Source organism: Streptococcus sanguinis SK355 (assembly GCF_000212855.1).
Classification (GTDB): Bacteria; Bacillota; Bacilli; order Lactobacillales; family Streptococcaceae; genus Streptococcus; species Streptococcus sanguinis_A.
On the sequence record NZ_GL890993.1, the window covers coordinates 2155246 to 2176328 of the forward strand.

Annotated in this window: 18 protein-coding genes; 1 reads left to right on the top strand and 17 read right to left on the bottom strand. The window is 44.9% G+C overall.

Annotation, left to right across the window (positions count from 1 at the left end):
* Positions 1-59 precede the first annotated feature (59 nt).
* Together HMPREF9389_RS01070 and HMPREF9389_RS01065 are read right to left on the bottom strand one after the other, a co-directional pair.
* Positions 60-2783, bottom strand: a complete 2724-nt coding sequence (locus HMPREF9389_RS01070; RefSeq protein ID WP_002931114.1) for an FtsX-like permease family protein — start codon at positions 2781-2783, stop codon at positions 60-62.
* Between the two features lies 1 nt (position 2784).
* Complete coding sequence (locus HMPREF9389_RS01065; RefSeq protein WP_002931118.1) at positions 2785-3486, bottom strand: ABC transporter ATP-binding protein; 702 nt, start codon at positions 3484-3486, stop codon at positions 2785-2787.
* A gap of 143 nt (positions 3487-3629) precedes the next feature.
* Here HMPREF9389_RS01065 and HMPREF9389_RS01060 point away from each other — a divergent pair, with 143 nt between their 5' ends.
* Positions 3630-4190 (top strand): TetR/AcrR family transcriptional regulator, encoded by a 561-nt coding sequence (locus HMPREF9389_RS01060; protein WP_002931119.1) that lies wholly within the window; start codon positions 3630-3632, stop codon positions 4188-4190.
* A 90-nt stretch (positions 4191-4280) separates the two neighbouring features.
* On the opposite strand, the gene HMPREF9389_RS01055 is transcribed toward HMPREF9389_RS01060, so the two are convergent.
* The 15 genes from HMPREF9389_RS01055 to era all read right to left on the bottom strand — a co-directional run bounded on the left by HMPREF9389_RS01055 (position 4281) and on the right by era (position 21020).
* On the bottom strand, positions 4281-6332 hold the full coding sequence (locus tag HMPREF9389_RS01055) for a C69 family dipeptidase (protein WP_002931120.1): 2052 nt from the start codon (positions 6330-6332) through the stop codon (positions 4281-4283).
* Positions 6333-6456: 124 nt separating this feature from the next.
* Positions 6457-7278 carry a PrsW family glutamic-type intramembrane protease gene (locus tag HMPREF9389_RS01050; protein WP_002931121.1) on the bottom strand — a complete coding sequence of 274 codons (822 nt, stop codon included), beginning with the start codon at positions 7276-7278 and terminating at the stop codon, positions 6457-6459.
* Positions 7271-8935 (bottom strand): C69 family dipeptidase, encoded by a 1665-nt coding sequence (locus HMPREF9389_RS01045; RefSeq protein ID WP_002931122.1) that lies wholly within the window; start codon positions 8933-8935, stop codon positions 7271-7273. Before HMPREF9389_RS01045 ends, HMPREF9389_RS01050 begins: the two co-directional genes overlap by 8 nt.
* Before the next feature lie 401 nt (positions 8936-9336).
* Positions 9337-11406, bottom strand: a complete 2070-nt coding sequence (locus tag HMPREF9389_RS01040) for a M13-type metalloendopeptidase (RefSeq protein ID WP_002931123.1) — start codon at positions 11404-11406, stop codon at positions 9337-9339.
* Between the two features lie 422 nt (positions 11407-11828).
* A complete protein-coding gene (gene tehB, locus HMPREF9389_RS01035) occupies positions 11829-12692 on the bottom strand; it encodes an SAM-dependent methyltransferase TehB (RefSeq protein WP_032906627.1) in 864 nt (287 codons plus the stop codon).
* A gap of 194 nt (positions 12693-12886) precedes the next feature.
* The gene (gene smpB / locus HMPREF9389_RS01030; RefSeq protein ID WP_002894882.1) at positions 12887-13354 is read right to left on the bottom strand and encodes an SsrA-binding protein SmpB; all 468 of its coding nucleotides are present in this window, start codon (positions 13352-13354) and stop codon (positions 12887-12889) included.
* Positions 13317-15665 (bottom strand): ribonuclease R, encoded by a 2349-nt coding sequence (gene rnr / locus HMPREF9389_RS01025; RefSeq protein ID WP_002931127.1) that lies wholly within the window; start codon positions 15663-15665, stop codon positions 13317-13319. The genes smpB and rnr overlap by 38 nt, the downstream gene beginning before the upstream one ends.
* 89 nt (positions 15666-15754) lie before the next feature.
* Positions 15755-15988, bottom strand: coding sequence for a preprotein translocase subunit SecG (secG, locus tag HMPREF9389_RS01020; RefSeq protein WP_002894878.1), 234 nt, complete (start codon positions 15986-15988; stop codon positions 15755-15757).
* 42 nt (positions 15989-16030) lie between these two features.
* Positions 16031-16180: a 50S ribosomal protein L33 gene (gene rpmG, locus HMPREF9389_RS11880; RefSeq protein ID WP_072074309.1), complete on the bottom strand. Its 150-nt coding sequence runs from the start codon at positions 16178-16180 to the stop codon at positions 16031-16033.
* Positions 16180-17382, bottom strand: a complete 1203-nt coding sequence (locus HMPREF9389_RS12255; protein WP_080560796.1) for a multidrug efflux MFS transporter — start codon at positions 17380-17382, stop codon at positions 16180-16182. The genes rpmG and HMPREF9389_RS12255 overlap by 1 nt, the downstream gene beginning before the upstream one ends.
* A gap of 3 nt (positions 17383-17385) precedes the next feature.
* Positions 17386-17982, bottom strand: a complete 597-nt coding sequence (coaE, locus tag HMPREF9389_RS12260) for a dephospho-CoA kinase (protein ID WP_002931132.1) — start codon at positions 17980-17982, stop codon at positions 17386-17388.
* Between the two features lie 5 nt (positions 17983-17987).
* A complete protein-coding gene (gene mutM, locus HMPREF9389_RS01005) occupies positions 17988-18812 on the bottom strand; it encodes a DNA-formamidopyrimidine glycosylase (RefSeq protein WP_002931134.1) in 825 nt (274 codons plus the stop codon).
* 27 nt (positions 18813-18839) lie between these two features.
* The gene (locus tag HMPREF9389_RS01000; RefSeq protein WP_002931137.1) at positions 18840-19310 is read right to left on the bottom strand and encodes an NUDIX hydrolase; all 471 of its coding nucleotides are present in this window, start codon (positions 19308-19310) and stop codon (positions 18840-18842) included.
* 1 nt (position 19311) lies between these two features.
* Positions 19312-20094 (bottom strand): alpha/beta fold hydrolase, encoded by a 783-nt coding sequence (locus tag HMPREF9389_RS00995; RefSeq protein WP_002931139.1) that lies wholly within the window; start codon positions 20092-20094, stop codon positions 19312-19314.
* A gap of 26 nt (positions 20095-20120) precedes the next feature.
* Positions 20121-21020, bottom strand: a complete 900-nt coding sequence (era, locus tag HMPREF9389_RS00990; protein WP_002931140.1) for a GTPase Era — start codon at positions 21018-21020, stop codon at positions 20121-20123.
* Positions 21021-21083 lie beyond the last annotated feature (63 nt).

Here is a 21083-nt window from a genome sequence, read left to right on the forward strand (position 1 = left end):
CCAAAGTTCAAAAAAACTTCCACCCATCAAGTGAGTGAAAGTTTTGAAGTATTTTTTTATCAATCGACAGACTTAAGTGCTTCCAGCATATCTACTCTTCTGAGACGGTAGTTGACAAAGAAGCCAAGTAAGGTCAAAATAAGAGTCACTGCTGTTAGAGGAAACAGATAGACGGAGAGACTTACTTGAGTATTTAAGCTAATAATGCTAGGCGCAACCTTCTCAATCAAAAAACGATGCAAGAAGAAACCACCTAGAAGCCCAACTGCCATCCCAATCACTGAAAGAATAATGGTCTCTCGATAGATATAGAGAGTCACTTCCTTATTATGGAAGCCCAGAACCTTGATAGTGGACAGCTCGCGAATCCGCTCAGCCACATTGATATTGGTCAGATTGTAGAGAATGACAACTGCTAGAAGAACGGAGATCACCACCAAAATAAGCATCGTATTATTAAGAGAATCAGCTAGAACGTTGAACTGCTTCACCATGCTAGCATTTTGTGAAACACTCTTGACAGACTTGAGGCTCATAAATTTATTGGCCATATTGACAATATTTTTACTGGAAGAATCCTTGAGCTGCACTAGATAAGTATTTTTCTCAGGTTTTTCCCCATAAATCTTCTGATAGTCAGTCGCCTTCATAAAGGCAAAATGCCCAAAATGATTCTCATTGACTGCTGCGAGCTTGACAGGCTTGCCACCCAGCTCTATACTACCACCAGGGCTAACGCCAGCTATGCGAGCCAATTTATCCGAAACCACTGCACCGTCCTTGAGAGTCAGCTTTTGCTGCTTGTCGGGACTTTCTAGGAAGATGAAAGGTTCAAAATTTTCTTTGTCCGTGACCATCAAAGTGACTGTTTCTGTCTCTTTTCTTCCTTTGTATTTCTCTGTCAAGATTTCACTATAGATCTCCTGATAATCAGCAATCGAGCCATCTGACAGCATCTTTTTCAGCTTGTCCTGCTCAGCTTGATTCTCCCCAGGATTGACAGCGATAATCAAGTCGTATCGCAGAATCTCCTCAAACTGACGTTTTGGAATACCACCAATAGAAGATTGGAGCCCTAGACCGGCAAAGAGCAGGGCAACGGAACCCGCTACACCAAAGATGGTCATGAGCATTCGCTGCTTATAGCGAAAGATATTGCGAGCAGTGACCTTCTGAGTAAAGCTAAGACGTCGCCAGATAAGGGACAGTCTTTCCAAAAAGATCTTAGAGCCTTTGACCGGTGGCTTGGGCAAAAGCAAGTGGGCTGCTTCTTCTGTTAGCTCCCGGCTTGCCACTAAATAGGCAGGGAGAACACTGGATAGAAGGGAAAGTCCAAGGGCAAGTAAACTATAGGAAACATAAAAATATGCATGAGGGGCAGAAAGCACCATCCCTCTGGTAATAATAGAAGAAATCACACCTGACAAGAAATAATGCCCCAACAGAATTCCTATGAGGGTACCTAGACTCCCCGCCACCAAGCCGTAAAGAGCAAACTTGCGAATGATATCTCGGCTATGATAGCCTAGAGCCTTAAAGACACCTGCATTTGTTCGCTCCTCGTCGACAAAGCGCGTCATGGTGGTAAAGGTTACCATCGCTGCCACCAGATAGAGCACCACCGGGAAGATATTACCAATCGACGCAATACTATTCATGGAGTTTTTATACATATGATAGCCATTACCACCTGGCAGGGACTTGCGGTCATAGCTATGATAGGCAGGCTCTTTCAAACGACTCAGGTCTGCCTTAGCGTCAGCTAGCTTGTCCTTGCTAGCTGATAAGTCTTTCTCTGCCTGTGCGAGGTCTGCTTTTTTCTGATTGAGCTGGGACTCAGCTTCCTGAATCTGCTGCCGGCTCTGACTGAGCTGATCGGGAGCTAGGATAGAAGCGGATTGAGCTGCCGCTAGCTGGCTTTTTTGCTGGTCTAGCTGATTCTGAGCTTGCTCTAATTGTTTTTTACCTTGGGTCAGTTCACTCTCAGCCTGAGCAATCTTATCTTCACCCTTCTGAATGGTACTTTTGGCATCTGCCTCTAATCGCTTAAACCGGGCCGATCCATTATCCGCTAGGCTCTTGTCCAAAGCTGTCTGGTGCTCCTCCAAACGCTCCTGATAACTTGCAGAGAAGGGAGCCAGCTTTTCTAAATCATGATAGCGCAGGCGGGCAATACTGTAAACATCTGTATCAAAGGTCTTGGGGCTGACTACAGCATAGGCTGATAAAGCCCCGCTGCCACTAGTCGCATTGCCCAGATTTCTATCAGACCAGAGCTCTGCTGAGTTGACAAAACCCACAATCTTATAAGTCTTGTTTTTCAGAACTGACCGACTGCCTGCTTTCTCAGTCAGATCAATCTCCTGACCAAGCTTGTATTTTTTAGACCAAAAGCTAGCCAGGGCAATTTCTTGCGCATTCTTGGGAAGACGGCCAGAGGTCACTTGAAAGTTTGAAATATCCTTGGTATCTGAGAATACTCGGAGAGCCTCTTCGTCTACGGTGACATCTGTCAGATAGCCAAATTCGACATCAGCTCCCTTGATAGCTTCCAGCTCTTTCTGATCCGCCTTATCCAAACCATAGTCCGCCATAACAGCCAAGTCCATGGTTCGTTGCTCTTTCAAATAATCTGTTGCTGTTCTGCGCATATTGGGTGGAGCGACCTTGAGGCCCACGAGAGCTAAAGAGCCCAGCATCATGAGGATTAAAATAGATAGGAAACGTCCTTTAGAGCTAGTGAAGGAGCGCAGAATATCTTTCCAATAAATCTTTCTCTTCATATCAATACTCCAATGTACTTATATCCTGAGGCTCTTCATTGACTGTAACACTCTTAACTCTCGCATCGTGCATGCGGATAACCCGGTCAGCAATGGGAGCTAAGGCAGCATTGTGGGTTACGATAATAACAGTCGCTCCTTGATTGCGAGACATGTCCTGTAAGATTTGCAGCACTTGCTTGCCGGTATTGTAGTCCAGAGCTCCTGTCGGTTCGTCGCAGAGCAAAATTTTGGGATTTTTTGCCACCGCCCGAGCAATAGAGACCCGCTGCTGCTCACCTCCTGATAGCTGAGCTGGAAAGTTATTGAGGCGATTTTCCATACCAACCGCAGTTAGAACGGCCACTGGATCTTGAGCATCCTTGACAATCTCCGAAGCCAATTCGACATTTTCCTTGGCCGTCAGGTTGGGCACCAAATTGTAAAATTGAAAGACGAAGCCCACATCATTGCGACGATAGTCCGTCAGCTGGTGGGAATTGTAGTCAGCAATATTCTGGCCGTCTATCAGGATGTCTCCCTCATCATTGGTATCCATACCGCCGAGGATATTGAGCACCGTAGACTTACCGGCACCAGAAGCACCTAGGATAATAACCAGTTCCCCCTTTTCAATCTCAAAAGAAATATCGTGATTGGCGACTATTTCAGTATCCCCCATCTGATAACGTTTAAAGCTATGTTTCATTTCAATATAAGCCATATCGTTTCTCTCCTTTTCAAAGCTCGTTTCCTTAAATCAACAAACTGTTGATTCCAAATCACAGATATTATATAATGAGCTTAGATAAAAAGCAATAACCAAAATTCAACAAAGTGTTGATTTAAGCAAAAAGGGAAGAAAAAATGATCCAGAAACGAAAAACCAGCACTAAGGAAGACATCAAGGAAGCCCTGATTCAGCTGCTTTCAGAAGAAAAATTCGAGAACATCTCTATCAGTAAGCTCTGCAAGAGGGCTGGGATTAATCGCGGCACCTTCTACCTCCACTACCAAGATAAGTATCAGATGGTTGATAGTCTCAAAAGCGAAATTATTTCCCAACTTTCTAGTTATAGCATGTTTGAAGTGGAGAACGAATATCCCAAAAAGTTAATGATAGCAAAATTTCATATACTGCGCGCTAATGAACGTCTTATCAATGCCCTGACCAGAAGCCATTATATTGACTTTCGAGAGGCTATTCGGGAGTACATAACCACTATCATTCTGAGTGACAAGCAAGAGACTGCTACCCAGCGTTTTTTAGAGGAGAACTTTCAGATTCCTCCGAAATATGCACTGGAAATCTTCCTATCCAGTGTTGAGGGGATTATTTCTCTTTGGATAGCCGGTGGTGCTCAAGAGGAACCCGAAGAAATCACGGATATGATTTTAACTACTTATAACTATGATTATTTGAGATAAGGGCTCTAGCTTGAAGGTTGACCTAGACAAAAGTCGTTTTTTCCACTAAGAAAGGCCGAACATATTGCTCGGCCTTCTTTTTATTTTAGATTAGTTTTTCTTTGTTTTCTTCAAAAGGAAGAAGACTCCTGCTAGGATAATCAAGCCTGCAAGCCCCATGATGGTGACTTGCTCACCTGTTGATGGCAGGTCTTTTTTCTTGGCCTTGACGGACTGCTCATTTCGATACTGCACTTGGTAAACAGAGAAATGATTGGTCGTGAAGCTGATAGTCTGATTTTGATTAACCGTTACATCAAATTTCTCAACCTGCTTGCCATTTTCATCCAGAGCATAGACAGCATCCACTGGCAGATCTTTGCGGACTGGAATCGTCACAAGGGTTGGACTGACCTGATGTACCGGCTGACCATTCGGATCGATCAAGCGAATGTCATAGGTATCTGTCAGCTGATTCTTGCTTTCCAGTTTTTGCACTGACAGCTGAAGACCGGCCTTGACCAAGTCAGCATTTTTCAAGCGAATGCCAGTTGCAACATCCACCAAGCTGTCATCTTCTACATTGACTTCCGTCCGTGTATCAGAACTGCTAGAAGTTGCTGAAGAGGAAGAACTGGATGAGCTTTGAGATGAAGAAGAACTGCTAGAATCTTTGTTGGAGCTGGAAGGAGTAGTTTTTGCTGCTTCCTTGATTTTAGCTTCCATTTCAGCTTCTAGCTCTTTCATTTCCTTAAAGACTTGCGCTGCTCGAGCCTGTGTTTCTTCTGTAACTTTTGCTGAAGAGTCTGGCAGAGCTGCATTGGCTGCATCTAGAGCATTTTGTTCCTCAATAAAGCGAGCTTCCAAAGCCTTCCACTTGTCTTGGACAGAAGTACCAAAGAGGTCCTGATGCTTGGCTGCCATATCGTAGATATGAGATGCTACCCAGTACCAAGAGTCTGGACTGTAGCTAGTTGTGTTGACCTTATAAGCATCGTAAGTATCTGTGATATTACCATTATAAGGCAGGTAAGGTGAGAAGCGAGGGCTGCCTACCGCTAGCCACATAGTGCCTCCGCCCATATTGGCTGGAACGCCGTCTTTGAGCTGGAAGATATGAGCTTCCATGACATTCGGATTGCCCAGCGGATATTTGTAAACAGGGTCTGTCGTACCACGTTGTGGCAGCCCCTTACCATCTAGCTCCATTTGGTCCAGCGGTTTGAACTGAGTGCCCTCAAAGCGATTGCGCTGCATGGCCATGACATCTGCTACACTGATCTTTCTGTCTGTGGAGTGCATGAGATCAAAGTAAGAGTCGTTATAAGACACGGCCGCATTTGGATCCAGACTGGTGATACCTGCCCAGGCACGTGAACGATCTGCCTCTGCCATCGGTGGATTGTAGGACTGAGAAATATGGAATTTGCCGTCAATTTCTTTATAAGAGTTAGCCTGCTTGGCTACATCCTGAACACCCTTTGAGGCAATAACATTTTCTGTATCGTCAAAGTCAACACTGCCCAAGAAGAAAGTATTAGGAAAGACCGCATACTTGTCATCTGGGAATTTAATGGCAACATATTGGTGGCCAGATAGGATTTCCATATACCAGACACCAGTCTTATCAGCAATGGTTATAATATTGCCCTCTGCTGCTCCCTGCTCTCTGACAATCTGCGCCATCAGCTCCACTCCCTGACGGGCTGTCTGAACGTGGGGAAGAACAACAGTTGTCAGGATAGACTCTGCCAAGCCATTTTCTACATAAGGATCCACCTTTTGAATGGCATCATTAGCCTTGGCAGAAACAGTCGCAGAAATCGAAACACCGTACTCATTGAAGCCAACCTCGTCAAAAATACCTTGGGATGGGGTCACATCTGATACCGAGGTATACTTGTAGCTTTCTGCCGGCAGGGTCCATTCAAAGCCGTTGGTTTCATCGATCAGCTTGGCACCACTCGCATTGGTCTTTCTCGGATGAACCAGAAAGACCTTATTGTGATTGGGCTCCAAGTCCTCCGTCCGACCGTAAAGCGTCGTACCATCTGCAGTCAGGTCTTTCCCGACAATAAATCCTGTACAGGCTTCAACCACTTGGAAAGGAAAGAGAAAAATGGTCGAAAGAGCTAGCAAGGAACGAAACAATATTTTTTTCATAAAAATATCTCCTTTGTTTTTTGTAAAAAAATTACAAAATTAAATACTATATTCAGTATAGCCTTTTACTCCAGGTTTTGCAAGCGATTACAAAGCCTTATTTTATAAATATCCTCAAAATTATTTAAATTTCTAAATCTGTCTTTTTCTCCTTCAAAACGAGGCGGTAGACTTCTATAAAGGTAGCAACGAGAAAGGCAAATAAGAAACCGACAACGATGTTAATCCGATGCTCTGTTTCGAAGAAAGGAGAGTTCCAAATAAAGTGATTGGCAACTGTTGACACGACACACCAGAGACCAAAGCGACGGTATTTCTTGTAAGCCGTGGAGAAGAGAAGATAAACCCCAACGGTCACCACTGCTGTATAGAGAGTATGTGAAGCCAGTCCGCCAGCAATTCTGCCAACTGCTTCTAAGGAACCACTATATTGTCCTCCGAAAGTCACTCTGGATACATAGCCAATATCCTCTATGACTTGAAAGCCAAAGCCCGAACTCAGCCCAGCGATTAAGACTGACTGAATATCCTTGCGCCCCAAAATGTAGAGAGCAGCAAAGGCTGTCAGAGACTTGAAAAATTCCTCTGCAAAAGGAGCTGTCAGTGCATTGGTCCAATCATTGAAAACAGCTGGATCCTTGATAAAGTTAGAGTTAATAATATCAATCAAGCTATTGCCTGCAAAGCTGAGCCAACCAGAGATAAAGGCACCTCCAAAGAGGGCTGTTCCTAGAACGATCATCTCAACCGATAACTTTTTGGCGAGTTTTTTAATCAAGAAATAGAAAGGCAGGAAAAAGGCAGCTAAAACAGCTAAGTTCAGAACCAAGTCGCGGCCAGCTTCTAAGGTGACTTCCTTTTCCGCCATGGAGCCTAGCTCAAACTGCAAGCCGATACCGGCTAGGACCAAGTAGATATAGAGAGCAATTCTTCTTGTTTTATTCATGACTGTTTGCTCCTTTTCTATTTTTTCCTTTGACAAGATAAATGGCTATTCCAATGACAGTCAACACAAAGATGCCTCCTGCAATAGCAATATCGTAGTCAAAATCTTCCAGACGAATTGTCTCCTCTGTGTCAGAGTCCTCTGACTCCTCAATCTCTTCTAAAGCACTTGTACCATATTCAGCCACAACCTTATCTTCAGCAATCTTTTGAATTTCCTTAAGACGCTTAAAGACTGAATCCGCTCGCTCCATAGAATATTTTGTTGCTTTCAGACTGGCTTGTTCTGGCTGTTCAGACAGACTAATCTGCTCCTTGTCATGAGCTGGCTGTTCCTCCATCCATTGGCTTTCCATACGCTCAATTTCACTGCGAATAGAGCCATCTTCAAATAGTTCTGGGTATTTTGCAACCAAATCATTGATGCGGCTAACAATCCAATACCAGGAATTCTCATTGTAGGCTGTGCTCATCTCTTGATAAGGCTGAGAGGTATTGCTGATATTGCCATAGTAAGGGAGGTAGGGCGCATTGCGCGGACTTCCCATGGCTAGCCAAAGAATTCCTCCTCCAGTAGAGGCAGGTAAATTATCCTTGAGCTGGAAGATGTGCGCCTCCATGACATTTGGATTGGAGATAGGGTATTTATAAACCGGGTCTGCTTTTGTTTTATCAGGAATCCCTTTTCCGTCTAGCTCCATCTGATCTTGCGGTTTGAAGTCTGTTCCTTCCAAGCGATTGCGCTGCAAGTTCATGGCATCACGCAGACTAAGCTTGTCGCTGGTTGAGTGCATGAGTTCAAAGTATTCATCATCATATTGCACATCTGCATTGGGATCCAGCGCCTTGATACCAGACCAAACCCGAGAGCGGTCAGCTTCAGCCAGCGGCGGATTATAGGACTGAGCTACATGAAAGCTCCCATTGATTTCCTTATAAGTCCCCGCATCACGCGCTGTTTTCTCAAGATCAGCTGAAAGAATCGTGTTTTCACTATCATTTTTATCTACACTGCCTAGGAAAAATGTATTGGGAAAAACAGCGTATTTGTCATCCGGAAACTTGATGGCAGCGTATTGGTGGCCAGAAAGGATTTCCATATACCATACACCGGTCTTGTCAGCAATCGTCACAATATTGCCTTCGGCTGCACCTTTTTCTCTGACAATTTTGGCTAGTAGTTCTACCCCTTCTTTGGCTGTTTTCACATGAGGCAGGACTACAGAAGTTAAAGCAGATTCAGCGATACCGTCCTTAACATAAGGGTCTACTTTTTGAATATCATCATTAGCACTGGCTGAGACTGTCGCAGATATAGAAACGCCTTCCTCATTAAAACCGGCCTCATCGAAAACTCCCTGCTCTGGTGTCACATCCGGTACCGCCGTATACTTGTAGCTAACAGCTGGCAAATCAAAGCTAAAGCCATTGGTTTCATCTACGAATTGATCACCAGCCTTGTTATACTTGCGCTCCCGTACCACAAAATTCTTGTTGTGGTTGGGTTCCAGGTCCTCTGTTCGACCATAGAGAGTCGAACCATCCGTCGTCAAATCCTTCCCAATAATAAAGCCTGTACAGGCTGAGACAGCCTGAAAAGGGAAGAGTGTAAGCAGCATCAAGGCTGGAATAGCCCAACTGAAAAATTTCTTTTTCATCAGTTTCTCCTTTGTATATTAATTGATAAAATATTTATCGCATATTTAGTATACTATTCTCTTACTATGGTTGCAAGCGTTTCCAAGATCTCTTCTACTGCCTAAAATGAATAAATTCCCCTAGGAAAAAATTACTCTAGCTCTATACCTAGCAGCCCCACCAAGTCTCTTGTATAAATTTCCATAGATTTATATCAAGCTGTATAAAAATTTTTTTGTAAAAGAAAAAGCCAGATAAAATCTGACTTTAAAGACACGTGGCTGCGGAGGCACAACCCGCAGCCGCGCAAGTGTCGCAGGAAAGAATGGATAGGAGAAAAAGAACGAACTTCTCTCCTATTACCAAACTGGTTGTGCTTCATAGCTTAGATTATTTTACCGTCTTCTCTAGACAAGCAATCTCACCATACGCTGACCCGCTTATCTGGAGCCAGATACATGGCATCGCCTTCTTTGATTTCTGGATAAGTTTCATAGAAGGCCTCTACATTTTTAAGTTGCTGGTTGACCCGCAGCTCAGCAGGAGCATGGACATCTACCTTCAGGAGAAGTTGGTTAAATTGCAGACTGGCCTTGCTTCTCCAGATATTGGCATAGTTTTCAAAGTAATTCTTCAAGTCTGCATCTGGATATTTCTTTTTAACGACTTCTAGAGTAGCTGAAAGTCCACCCGCATCGGCTACATTTTCTGTTACCGTAAGCTTGCCATTGACCTTGCCGCCGTAGATTTCAATACCATCCCACTGCTTGGTAACAGCTTCAATTTTCTTGTCAAAAGCTTTCTTATCTGCTTCTGTCCACCAATTGTTCAAATTCCCCTCTTCATCAAAGTTTGCACCGTTTGAGTCGAAGGCGTGAGTAATCTCATGACCAATAACCATACCGATACCGCCGTAGTTCTTTTCCATCTCTTGCTTAACATCAAAGAATGGATTCTGCAGGATTGCGGCCGGGAAGTTGATACTGTTATTTTCCTGTGAGTAGTAAGCGTTGATATCATAGGAAGGCATCACCCACTCAGTCTTGTCTACTGGCTCAGAGAAGTGCTCAACATCATATTGATTTTTTGCCTGACTCAAAGCAATTGCATTTTCAAAGAAGGATTTCTTGTCGTCCACTTTCAAGGCCTTAGTCACTTCGCGAACTTTTTCAGGATAGCCGATATAGAGTTTCATGGTATCCAGCTTCTTGACTGCTTTCTGCTTGGTTTCTTCTGACAGCCATTCGTTTTTCAACATACGTTCCCGATAGACTTCCTTGATATCCTTGACCATTTGGGTCACTTCTTGCTTGGCTTCCTCACCGAAATATTTGCGTCCATAGTAAAGACTGAAGACATCTGAAAAAGTTCCTGTTGTCAGATCGTATGCTGCATCTTCTTTTGAAGTTGCTTCCTTAGTACCTTGCAAGGATTTTTGGTACTCTGCAAAAATCAGCCGATAGTCATCAGTTAGAAAACTAGATGCTGATGCTGCCTGCTTCACAAGCATCCAAGATTTGAGCTTGCCAAAGTTCTTGTCGTTGACTACCTTGGCAAAATTTTCATAATACTTAGGATTAGGAACATTGACATCACCCACTTCCTGGCCTAGATAGTCCTTGATAATATCGTGAAACTTAAAGGTATCAGAGTAGGCATTGATGTCTTCTGCCGTCTTAGGATGGTGAAGGTTTTTAATTTCCGAAGCTTCTTCATTGCTTTGGGCATACTTGGCCAATTCTCCATCAAATTCTAAAGCTTCTTTGACGATCTTTTCGCTGTCTTTTTCACTGTAGCCCAGCTTTTGAAAGGCTTCTTTGAATGCTTTTTCCAGCGGATCCATCATCCTTTTCTTAGCACCTTCATCTTCATAGTAGCTCTTATCCGGCAGCATAAGACTTGGACTGGACAAATTCACTTGTTTCTGATTGGTATTTTCCAGGTTAGAACTAATTTCAAGGGTAAACGGCAGTGCTAGACCACGCTTTTCCCAGTCAACAGCCTTGCTAGCCAGGTCCTTCAGGTCGGACAAATCTTCAATTTCCTTGAGATAGGACTTGAGAGGGGCTAGGCCATCCTTTTCCCGCTGCTTGAAGTCAGTAGCCTGCTGGTAGTATTTAATAAACTCGGGCATGCCTTCAATCGTTGACTCTTCTTTACCAGAGACTAGATTTTTGACATCTGCCTTCATCTTATCCTTGACCTGCTCGTTCAGCTCATAAAACACACCATTAGACGGCTGGTCGCTAGGGATCTCTGCCTTTTCCAGCCATTTTTTATTGATGGCTTGATAGTAATTGGTCCTCACTGTGGCATTCTTATCGACCGGTGTCTCTTGAGGGACAAAGGTCTTATAAGCCAAGTAGCCACCGGCAGCCAAGATTAGGCCGGTCACAGTCAAAGTAGAAGTTAGAATGATTTTCGTTCTTTTCTTCATGAGTTCCTCCTTATATATTAAGTAAAATATAATTGACTTTTTTATTTTACTCATTTACTTTAACATATTCTTTTTTCCTCGTCAACAAAAAACTGAAGGTCTGGAAAAATTTGCCGCAAGAGAAGAGAATAAGGTCTTTCAGTCTGCTTTTAAAAGTGATCTGGTCTAGAGTCACACTTAAAAAACTAAAGTTTTCTACCAGCTGTCCTGTTGCTTCCAGCACTTTTCTCTCCCCCTTGCACTTTCTAGTATAACGACCAAACTTCAGATATTTCTCAAGAAATTCTAAAATATTTCTAAAGTTTTTTACCAAAATAAAAAAGACTGGGACAAAAATGCCTCAGTCTAGCTTTATTATGTTCAAAAAATATTGAGGCTGAGACATTTTAAATTGTCTCCCAGACCTTTTAAACCAGAACCTCAAAATAAGTGAGCCAAGCTAAATTTCCAAAAATTAACTTCTATCCTACCACCATCTACTGAATCTTTTTAGCTAGCATAGTCGCAAAGCGCAGCTGAATTCGATTGCCATTTTCATCACGGCGATGGAGGTGCCCAGGATTTTCATTATACTTAACTAGCTCCCAGTCTTTATAATAGTCAGCAAGCTCGCCGTCCTTAAAAGCAAAAGGAAAAGGCACGGTGCAAGGAAAGTCCTCTGTATCCATAGCACAGACGATGAGATTATAGCCGCCAAGCGCTGTGTACTCTTGCATATTGCGGATAATATCCGGAATCCGCTCCGCCTGCAAGAACATCAGGACAACAGTGGAAATGATCAAATCATAAGTCTGAGTCAGATTAGCTGAGTTGATGTCGTAGCTACCCACTGGCAGATCTAAATCCTCCTGCTCCACAATGCCACGTAGGATCTCCAGTGCCAGCTCATTCTGATCTACGGCCGTTACTTCAAAGCCCTGCTTGGCCAGAAAGAGAGCATTACGGCCTTGACCACAGCCTAAATCAAGCGCCCGCCCTGGTCGGACTGTTTGCAGGGCTTCCAAAACCTCTGAGTGAACGGGATTGCTGCCGTATTTCTTAGGGAAATAATCCTCAGGTCGGCAGTAAAACTCCAAATACCACTCCAAATCATTCGTCAGAGCTTCGACCCGATGCCAAGCTTGGGGCTGGGCAAAAGGATTGTCCTGACCAGCTTCAAAGATGTGCTCAGCCAGCTCCTCACCTTCCTTTGACATCTCGATAAACTTAAGTCGTCCCTTAAGAACCGTGATTTTTCCCCAAGTGCCCTCTTTGGTATTGTGCTTTCTCTTTACTGTCTCTGGCATCGTCTCTGCCGTCCACAGCGGCATGCGTTTATAGGCTAGCAATTCTTCTGTCATAAAAAATCCTTTCTCTGAAAGCAAAGCTCCGAATAATCTAACTGTCTTTATCATACTCGAAAAGAACCGACTTGACAAGTGGCAAAGTGGCCAGAACTTTTTTGTTTGGTAATTTCGACAACGAACAATTTAAGATGGCTACTGTAGATGAGAATCACTAATATAAACCTAAAAAAGACCGGTCGCCCAGTCTTTCATCTTGTATTAAAGTTCTTCATTTGTCTTGCAATGTCGCGGTTTTGCTCGCGGCGTTTGATGGACTCGCGCTTGTCATAGTCGTGCTTCCCTTTGGCTAAGCCCAGTAGGAGCTTGGCATAGCCGTCCTTGAGATAGACCTTGAGCGGCACCAGTGTCATCCCAGTTCCCTTGGTCTCCTGCTCCAGCTTTTGGATCTGCTTCTTATGCAGCAGCAGCTTTCTGCGGCGCTCAGGCTCTTGATTCCAGATATTGCCCTCTTCATAAGGCGCGATATGGACATTGCTGAGCCAGGCCTCGCCGTTCTTGATCTGGGCAAAGCCGTCTTTGAGATTGATACGAGCAGCCCGGACGCTCTTGATTTCCGTCCCCGTCAGCACCATGCCCGCCTCGATGGTATCCACGATGGTATAGTCGTGTCTGGCCTTTTTATTTTGCGCGACGACCTTTCCTTCTCCCTTTGCCATGCTTGGCTCCTTTCTTGACTAGTTCCTTGTAAAATGCCTTCTGGCTCTTGCCTTTCTTGGACTTCTCATCTTTCTTATCTCTGTTGCCTTTTTCTTTGGAAGAATGGCTGCGCTTGTCATCTTCACGGCGTCTCTTTCTGCCTGACTTGCCTCTGCCAGTCTTACTGGTCTTTTCTACCAGGTCAAATTCACTAGGCAGGTATTCAAAGTCAATCTCCCCCGTAGCCTTATCCGCTCGGACCAGCTTGATGCGAATTTGCTGACCGACCTTGAAGACCACGCCTGACTTTTCGCCTTGCAGGGTCATCGTCCGCTCATTATAGCTGTAAAACTCTGGCAGGTTGGTGACATGAATCAAGCCTTCAACCGTATTGGGCAGTTCAACAAAGAGTCCGAATTTGACCACGCTTGAAACCACGCCGTCAAACTCTTCCCCGACAAATTCTTCCATGTACTCAGCCTTCTTCATGGCTTCGACTTCACGCTCGACCTCGATAGCCCGACGCTCTCGGCTGGAGGACTGACTAGCAATATCAGGAATCACTTGCTCAAAATGCTCAGCTATTTCTTTAGACTTGCCATAATCCCGCACCATTCGATGAACTAGAAGGTCCGGATAACGGCGAATCGGACTGGTGAAATGCGTATAAAACTCCGCTGCCAGACCATAATGGCCGTGATTGTGCTCAGAGTAGCGAGCCTGCTGCATGGAGCGCAGAAGCATCATGGATAGGACATCTTCGTAAGGTTGGTCTTTGACCGCCTCCATAATATCCTGCAAAGCCTGCTGACTCATAGAGCTAGCCGTTCCGTAAATCCGAATCCCAAAGCTAGAGGCGTAGTCGATAAACTTCTGCACCTTCTCAGCCTTAGGTTCCTCGTGAATCCGATAGATAAAGGGCAGATTTAGCTTAGCAAAATGCTCAGCCACCGTCTCATTGGCCACCAGCATAAAGGACTCAATCATGCGCTCAGCAATCCCACGCTGACGCAAGACAATGTCCACCGGCCGACCTTCTTTATTGACCATGATTTTGGCTTCATTGGTGTCAAAGTTGAGCGCACCTCGCTTGAAGCGCATGCTTTCCAGAATCTCATGCAGCTGGACCATGCAGTCAATGCTAGGTACAATAGCCTTGAACTGCTCAGCTTTTTCCTGATCTCCTGCGATGATGTCATTGACATCGCTGTAGGTCATGCGGAAGGTCGTCTTGATAACAGTCTGGGTGATGGTATGCTTGACCACGCGCCCCTTGGCATCTATCTCCATGATCACCGACTGGGTCAGCCGGTCCACATTGGGATTGAGAGAGCAGATACCGTTGGACAGGCGCTCCGGCAGCATAGGCACCACGCGGTCGGTCACATAGACAGAGGTCGCCCGATTGAGGGCTTCCTTGTCTAGCTCAGAGCCTTCTTTGACATAGTAGGATACATCTGCGATGTGTACGCCCAGCTCAAAGTTGCCATTTTTCAGGCGTTTGATATGGACCGCATCGTCCAAGTCCTTGGCATCTGCTCCATCAATGGTAAATGTAATCTCATCACGCAGGTCCAAACGTCTTTCCAAATCACTCTCTGTCGGTGTATCCGGAACTCGCTCGGCCTCTTCCAAGACCTTTTCTGGAAACTCAGAGACAATATCCATCGACTCCAGCACTTCCAATACATCAATACCAGGGTCGTTGACATGGCCGACCACATCGACCAGACTGGCCACAAAGAAATCGTGTTTCTTGGTAGGATATTTGTCAATAGCAACCTTGAGTACTTCTGTGCCATCTAGAACCAAGGCTGGTTTTTTGACATAAATAGGCTGGCTGATTTTCTGATTTTTCGAGCGGATGTAGCCGGCATACTTGGGCTTTTCCTCATCCAGAACCAGCTGCCCAACTGCCGACGTCAGGCTGTGCTCCAAAATATCGATAATCTTAGCCTCAGCTGATGTTCCCTTTATACGGTCTGCCACCTTGGTAATGACTACTTCCACTGTATCGCCATCAATGGCATGATTGACATCATTACGGCCGACAAAGAGGTCATCCTCTTCCTCATTCAGGGTGACAAAGCCAAAGCCATTCTTGTGGGCATGAAAAAACCCCTTAAGCGTCAGACGCTCCTGCTTTTTCTTCTCATAAAGCTCAATCCGCCCCTTATCATCAAAGCGAATCTGATGCTTCCTTTCCATCTGGGAGATGGTCTTGACCAAGCTACTAAAGTCCTTGGAAGACTCTTTCCCCAAAGCAGCCGCCAGCTCATCTACGCTAGCCTGCTGCCTGTCTTTTAAATATTCAATGATTTCTGATTTCATATTCCTCTTCTCTTGATGAGCATTTTCTTCATCCTTGCTAAATCTCTTTAAAACTTAAAAAATAGGCCAAGACGAAGTCAGAGCCCATTTTATTTACTAGATAATACTGCTAATACCAATGCAATCAGTAGCCAGAAGAAAATCATGATTCCCGTCATACGCTGCATCACAGCTTCAAAACCGCGTGCCTTAGGACGTTCAAACAAGTCGTTGGCACTGGCATCAAAGACGTTGCTGGACTGATTTTTGGTTGGCTGCATGAAAATTGCAATGACAATAATAGCTGATAAAATGACTAAAATGGTTAATAATAGGTTGTACATAAATAAAAACTCCTTAAAATCCTATCTATTTTATCATAAAATCTACTTGGATTCAAGATGTAAAGTAACTTTTCTTTCCTTAGGACAATACTTTAAGACCTCAATTTTTTCCGGATGCGTTTTCGTATTTTTACTGGTCAGATAATTCTGACTGCCGCAGCTGGAACATTTTAAATTTATTTTAACGCGCACTAGATATCCTTCTTTTTAAATAAATTTCGAAAACTAAAGAGATTGGCCAGCATACTGACGGCAACCAGCCCTGCTGTGGCATAGAAGACTGAATGATAGCCATAGGCTGCCGCAATGACCGATCCAGACATAGGGCCGACCACCCCGCCCAGATAAAAGAAAATCTGATTATAGCTGAAAATCCTAGAGATTCCAAACTTGGGTGTTATCTTACTTAGCAGAGCATTGACACCTGGTATCAACGCCCCTGTTCCTAGGCCAAATAAAAAGCGATAAAAGCCCAGCTGCATAGGGGAGCCAGCATTGGCACAGAGCAGATAAATCACGATTGAATAGAACTGAGCCAGCACTAGAAGCCGGTGATTGCCGATACGATCTCCCAAACGCCCCAGAATGCTGGAGCTCATCATGCTGGAAAGTCCCATGCTAGAAACGATGAGACCCGAAACAAAAATCAGATTGTCCTTTTGACCCAGTTCTCTGACATAGAGGGCAAGAATAGGGCTAATAGATTGAGCTGCAAACTGGATAACAAAGCTGGTCAGAAAGAGATTAATCAGCATCTTAGGATAGCTGAGTTGATGCAGCAATTCCCTAAAGCCTACCTCTTCTTGTTGGGTCACTGGCACAAAATCCTCCCGAATCAAATAAAAGGTCATTAAGGCTGATGCTAGAAAAAAGGCGCCAATCAGAAGAAAGACATTGCGAATGCCGAACATCTCCGCAATCAGACCACCAATAAATGGCCCCATAAGATTACCCGCAACGACACCAGTCGAGAGAGTTCCCAAAGCATAACCCGTTTTTTCCTTGGGAGCCTGACTGGCAATCAGAGCTGTACTATTGGGAACATAACCAGCGAAAACACCGTTTAGAAAGCGTAGGAGCAAGAGCCAGAAAATATTGGGTACAAAGGCAATACCTCCCATAGTGAAAACCATGGCAGTAGCTGCACGTATCATCATAGGCTTGCGGCCATACCGATCAGCCAGACTTCCCCAAACAGGAGAGAGCAGCGCCGCTGAGATTGCCGAGAGAGAAATCCCTAGCCCAGCGTAATACTCAACCTCATGACCTCTAGCCCCCAGCTGCTCTACGAAAAGTGGCATAAAAGGCGTCACCAGAGAAATGCTGGCACCTGTTAGGAAGTTCCCAAACCAAGCGACTTTCAGGTTATGTTTCCAATTTACTTGTGACGTGATAAATCATCTTCTTTCTAATTTCTGCAAAGCATCGCGAAGCTGCTGTCGAGTTTCCTCAAGCGAGCCATTATTATCAATCAGCACGTCTGACCTTTTTCGTTTTTCTTGTAAAGATAGCTGAGCTGCTATGCGTTTTTCTGCCTCTTCTTGACTAAGAGCGTTTCGAGTCATAAGGCGACTGAGCTGAGTTTTCTCCGTCACATCCACCAGCCAGATTTGGTCAAACCAGTCTTCATATTGTAACTCAAACAGCAAGGGAAGATCCATAAAAAAGATAGCTTCCGTCTCCGCCAGCAAATCTCGCCTGTGAGCCAGTTCCTCGCGGATAATCTGATTTTGTATTTGACTGGACTGCGCTAAGAGTTCGGGATCCCCAAAAATCATAGCTCCCAGATTGGGCCGGTTCAAGCGACCATCTTCCTGTAAGATAGCTGGACCAAAAGCAGACAAAAGAGCTTGATAAAGACGCCCCCTCGGCTCTTGCAGCTCATGCACTACCTGATCCGCATCAATGACCTGATAGCCCTGCTGCCTCAAAAACTCTGTCACTGTTGACTTACCCGAGGCAATGCCGCCAGTGATACCGATAATTCTTGCCATGACAGCTACCTCGCTTTCTGACAATGAGGACAGAGATGAGTACCGCGTCCACCTAGCTTAATTTTTTCAATCGGGCTGCCGCATCTAGCACAGGGTTGACCAGTCTTTCCATAGACCTGCAGAAAATCCTGCATCGTGCCATCTTCACCCAAAGCATTGCGGTAGGTCCGAATAGTCGATCCTCTCTTTTCAATCCCAAGCTGCAAAACTTCTATAATCTGCTCACGCAGCCGCTTCACTTCAGCAGGCTTTAAACTATCTGCTGGCCTGGCCGGATGAATCCGCGCCCGCCAAAGCGCCTCATCTACATAGATATTTCCTAGTCCAACGACTAAGGTCTGCTCCAGCAAATAGGGTTTGATGGGCTTCTTGGAACGACCCAAAGCTGCAGCAAAAGGCGGTAAAAGAAAGTCCGCCTCTGTCGGCTCTGGACCAAGCTTTCTGGCAGCAAAATAAGCCTCTAGCTGATCCTTTTTCAACAGCTCCATGGTCCCAAACTTGCGGACATCCTCATAAACAAGCGTCCCACCATCTGTCATCTCGAAAAAGACATGGGCATGCTTGCGCTCAGGCACCGCATCAGGATAAAAAAGATACTTACCTTCCATTCGCAGATGGGAAACCAGCACTCCACCCGTCAGGTAAAAGAGCAAATACTTGCCCCGACGGCCAATCCTTTCAATGGTCTGACCTGGCAAGTCATGGACAAAACTATCTACTCCCGTGCCAATCATCTTAGCATAACGGATCCGCACCTGTCCAATCGTCTTGCCAACAACCAGACGCTTCAAACCGCGCCGAACAGTTTCCACTTCAGGTAATTCAGGCATAAAGCTCCTTTCTTAATATTCTCAATATCAAAGCCCCATAGCAAAGCTGTCCGAAAAATACTCATCCAGCATCAGGCGGTGTTTATCCGATACATTTTCCAGCTCTGCTATTTCTTCTTTAGAAAAAAAGCCTAAACGCAGTGTTTCCTCATTGTGAAAATTGGAAATATCAACATTCTCCAATGCCTGCAATTCATACAGGAAGACAACCGTCTGAACTTTGTCACCATTAGGATAAGATTCATCAAAATTAGTATAAACATTCAGCAAGCGCTTGGCTTCAACAGAAATGCCTGTCTCTTCGTGAAATTCACGCACGGCTGCTTGCAGAGAAGTCTCCCCGAGTTCCATAGCTCCTCCAGGAATCGCCCATGTTTTCTTATCGCCTCGCAACTGCAGAAGCACACGACCGCCCTCGTCTGCCAGAATTCCACCAGCAAAATTCAGGATAACCTTATCATGCCCCACCTTGGAGCGAATATAGGAAATATAGTCCATATCAAAATCCTTTCATTTTCTCTGGGAAGGCAGCATTTTGAAAGAAATAGCGCAGCAGCTGAATATGCGTATCCACATCACTAAAAAGCCAAGCATGCCCTTTGTCAGGATAATAGGCGCATTCAGACCTAGCATTTTTCTGCGCCAACATGCGGTGCCAGTCATGAATGGTTTCAGCTTCTTTTCCACCTGAGACAAAGAAAGCAGGATTATCAAACTGCAAGTCAAGTCTCAACAGATTTGCCTGTGACATCGCACGGCGAAACGAACGCCGCGAAGCTCTTTGAAAATCTGCAAAAAAGCGCTGAACGTCTTGGACAGGTGCTCCGTCCTCTTGCATCATCTTTGTCAGGAGATTAGCTACAAATTTAGTATTTTTCAAGAAAGACATCAGATAGACAATGGCAATGATCTTGCGATAGCCCTTAATTGGCTGGGGGCTTGCCCCATCAACAATGACTTTATCTATAAGGCTAGAATGTTTTTCCAACAACTTAAGAATGAGTGAACCGCCTAATGAAAGCCCAACCAAGTGCGGCTTGCCATGTGCTTTGTTTTTAATGACAGCCACAATCATTTCCACGACATCATCAAAGTTTGTCCACTCAATATCACGACTCGCTCCGTGACCAGGTAAATCCACAAGGATGCAATGAAAATCTTGCTCAAGCGCAGCAACATGGTGTCGCCACATCTGACTGCTAGAGCCTGAAGCATGCAAAAAGATAATACTTTTTGGATTTTGCTGCCCTCTTTCGTCAATGAATAATGGCGGCATCTCCATCACCTCACTTACTAGCTTAGAAAACCTCAATACTCCTTCTTATTATACCCAAAATCCGCCAAGTCCAGCTTCTTGTCCCGCCAGTTTTTCTTGACCTTGACCCAGGTTTCTAGGAAGACCTTGTCCCCCAGCATAAGCTCAATATCGCGCCGAGCCATGGATCCGATTTTCTTCAGCATAGAGCCGCCTTTGCCGATGATAATGCCTTTTTGGCTGTCCCTCTCCACCATGATGGTCGCTCGGATATGGACCTTGTCCGTCTCCTCGTCTCGCTTCATACTGTCAACAACCACCGCGACTGAGTGGGGAATTTCCTCCCGTGTCAGCATCAAAACCTTCTCCCTAATCATTTCTGACACCAGAAAGCGCTCTGGATGGTCAGTAATCTGATCTTCTGGGAAATACTGGAAGCCTTCCTCCAAATTCTCGCTGAGGATGTCAACCAGACGGGAAACATTATTACCTTGCAGGGCTGAAATCGGTACGATTTCTTTGAAGTCCATCTGCTGACGGAAATCATCAATTTGCGCTAAAAGCTGATCCGGATGAACTTTATCAATCTTATTAACCACCAAAATAACTGGCACCTTAGCCGCTTTCAAGCGCTCGATAATCATATCGTCGCCCTTGCCACGCGGCTCATCAGCTGGCACCATGAAGAGGACAGTATCCACCTCACGCAGGGTGCTGTATGCTGCTTCCACCATGAAATCACCTAGAGCTGTCTTAGGCTTGTGGATTCCCGGCGTGTCGATAAAGACAATCTGCTCCTTATCCGTCGTGTAAATCCCCATAATTTTATTGCGTGTGGTCTGAGCCTTATCGCTCATGATGGCAATCTTTTGCCCCATAACATGATTCAAAAAGGTTGATTTCCCAACATTAGGACGTCCTAAAATAGCTACAAAACCTGATTTAAAAGTCATTATTTTACCTCTATTATTTCCATTAAAACAGCAGAAAATCGGCAGTCTCCCCCGATTTTCAAA

What these genes read in the sequence shown, in the direction of transcription:
- HMPREF9389_RS01045 (WP_002931122.1), bottom strand. Translation starts at nt 8,935, where the DNA reads ATGAAAAAGAAATTTTTCAGTTGGGCTATTCCAGCCTTGATGCTGCTT.
- HMPREF9389_RS01050 (WP_002931121.1), bottom strand. Translation starts at nt 7,278, where the DNA reads ATGAATAAAACAAGAAGAATTGCTCTCTATATCTACTTGGTCCTAGCC.
- HMPREF9389_RS01055 (WP_002931120.1), bottom strand. Translation starts at nt 6,332, where the DNA reads ATGAAAAAAATATTGTTTCGTTCCTTGCTAGCTCTTTCGACCATTTTT.
- rnr (WP_002931127.1), bottom strand. Translation starts at nt 15,665, where the DNA reads ATGAAATCAGAAATCATTGAATATTTAAAAGACAGGCAGCAGGCTAGC.
- HMPREF9389_RS01000 (WP_002931137.1), bottom strand. Translation starts at nt 19,310, where the DNA reads ATGGACTATATTTCCTATATTCGCTCCAAGGTGGGGCATGATAAGGTT.
- HMPREF9389_RS01060 (WP_002931119.1), top strand. Translation starts at nt 3,630, where the DNA reads ATGATCCAGAAACGAAAAACCAGCACTAAGGAAGACATCAAGGAAGCC.
- HMPREF9389_RS01040 (WP_002931123.1), bottom strand. Translation starts at nt 11,406, where the DNA reads ATGAGTAAAATAAAAAAGTCAATTATATTTTACTTAATATATAAGGAG.
- secG (WP_002894878.1), bottom strand. Translation starts at nt 15,988, where the DNA reads ATGTACAACCTATTATTAACCATTTTAGTCATTTTATCAGCTATTATT.
- tehB (WP_032906627.1), bottom strand. Translation starts at nt 12,692, where the DNA reads ATGACAGAAGAATTGCTAGCCTATAAACGCATGCCGCTGTGGACGGCA.
- HMPREF9389_RS01065 (WP_002931118.1), bottom strand. Translation starts at nt 3,486, where the DNA reads ATGGCTTATATTGAAATGAAACATAGCTTTAAACGTTATCAGATGGGG.
- era (WP_002931140.1), bottom strand. Translation starts at nt 21,020, where the DNA reads ATGACTTTTAAATCAGGTTTTGTAGCTATTTTAGGACGTCCTAATGTT.
- smpB (WP_002894882.1), bottom strand. Translation starts at nt 13,354, where the DNA reads ATGGCAAAGGGAGAAGGAAAGGTCGTCGCGCAAAATAAAAAGGCCAGA.
- mutM (WP_002931134.1), bottom strand. Translation starts at nt 18,812, where the DNA reads ATGCCTGAATTACCTGAAGTGGAAACTGTTCGGCGCGGTTTGAAGCGT.
- HMPREF9389_RS01070 (WP_002931114.1), bottom strand. Translation starts at nt 2,783, where the DNA reads ATGAAGAGAAAGATTTATTGGAAAGATATTCTGCGCTCCTTCACTAGC.
- HMPREF9389_RS00995 (WP_002931139.1), bottom strand. Translation starts at nt 20,094, where the DNA reads ATGGAGATGCCGCCATTATTCATTGACGAAAGAGGGCAGCAAAATCCA.
- coaE (WP_002931132.1), bottom strand. Translation starts at nt 17,982, where the DNA reads ATGGCAAGAATTATCGGTATCACTGGCGGCATTGCCTCGGGTAAGTCA.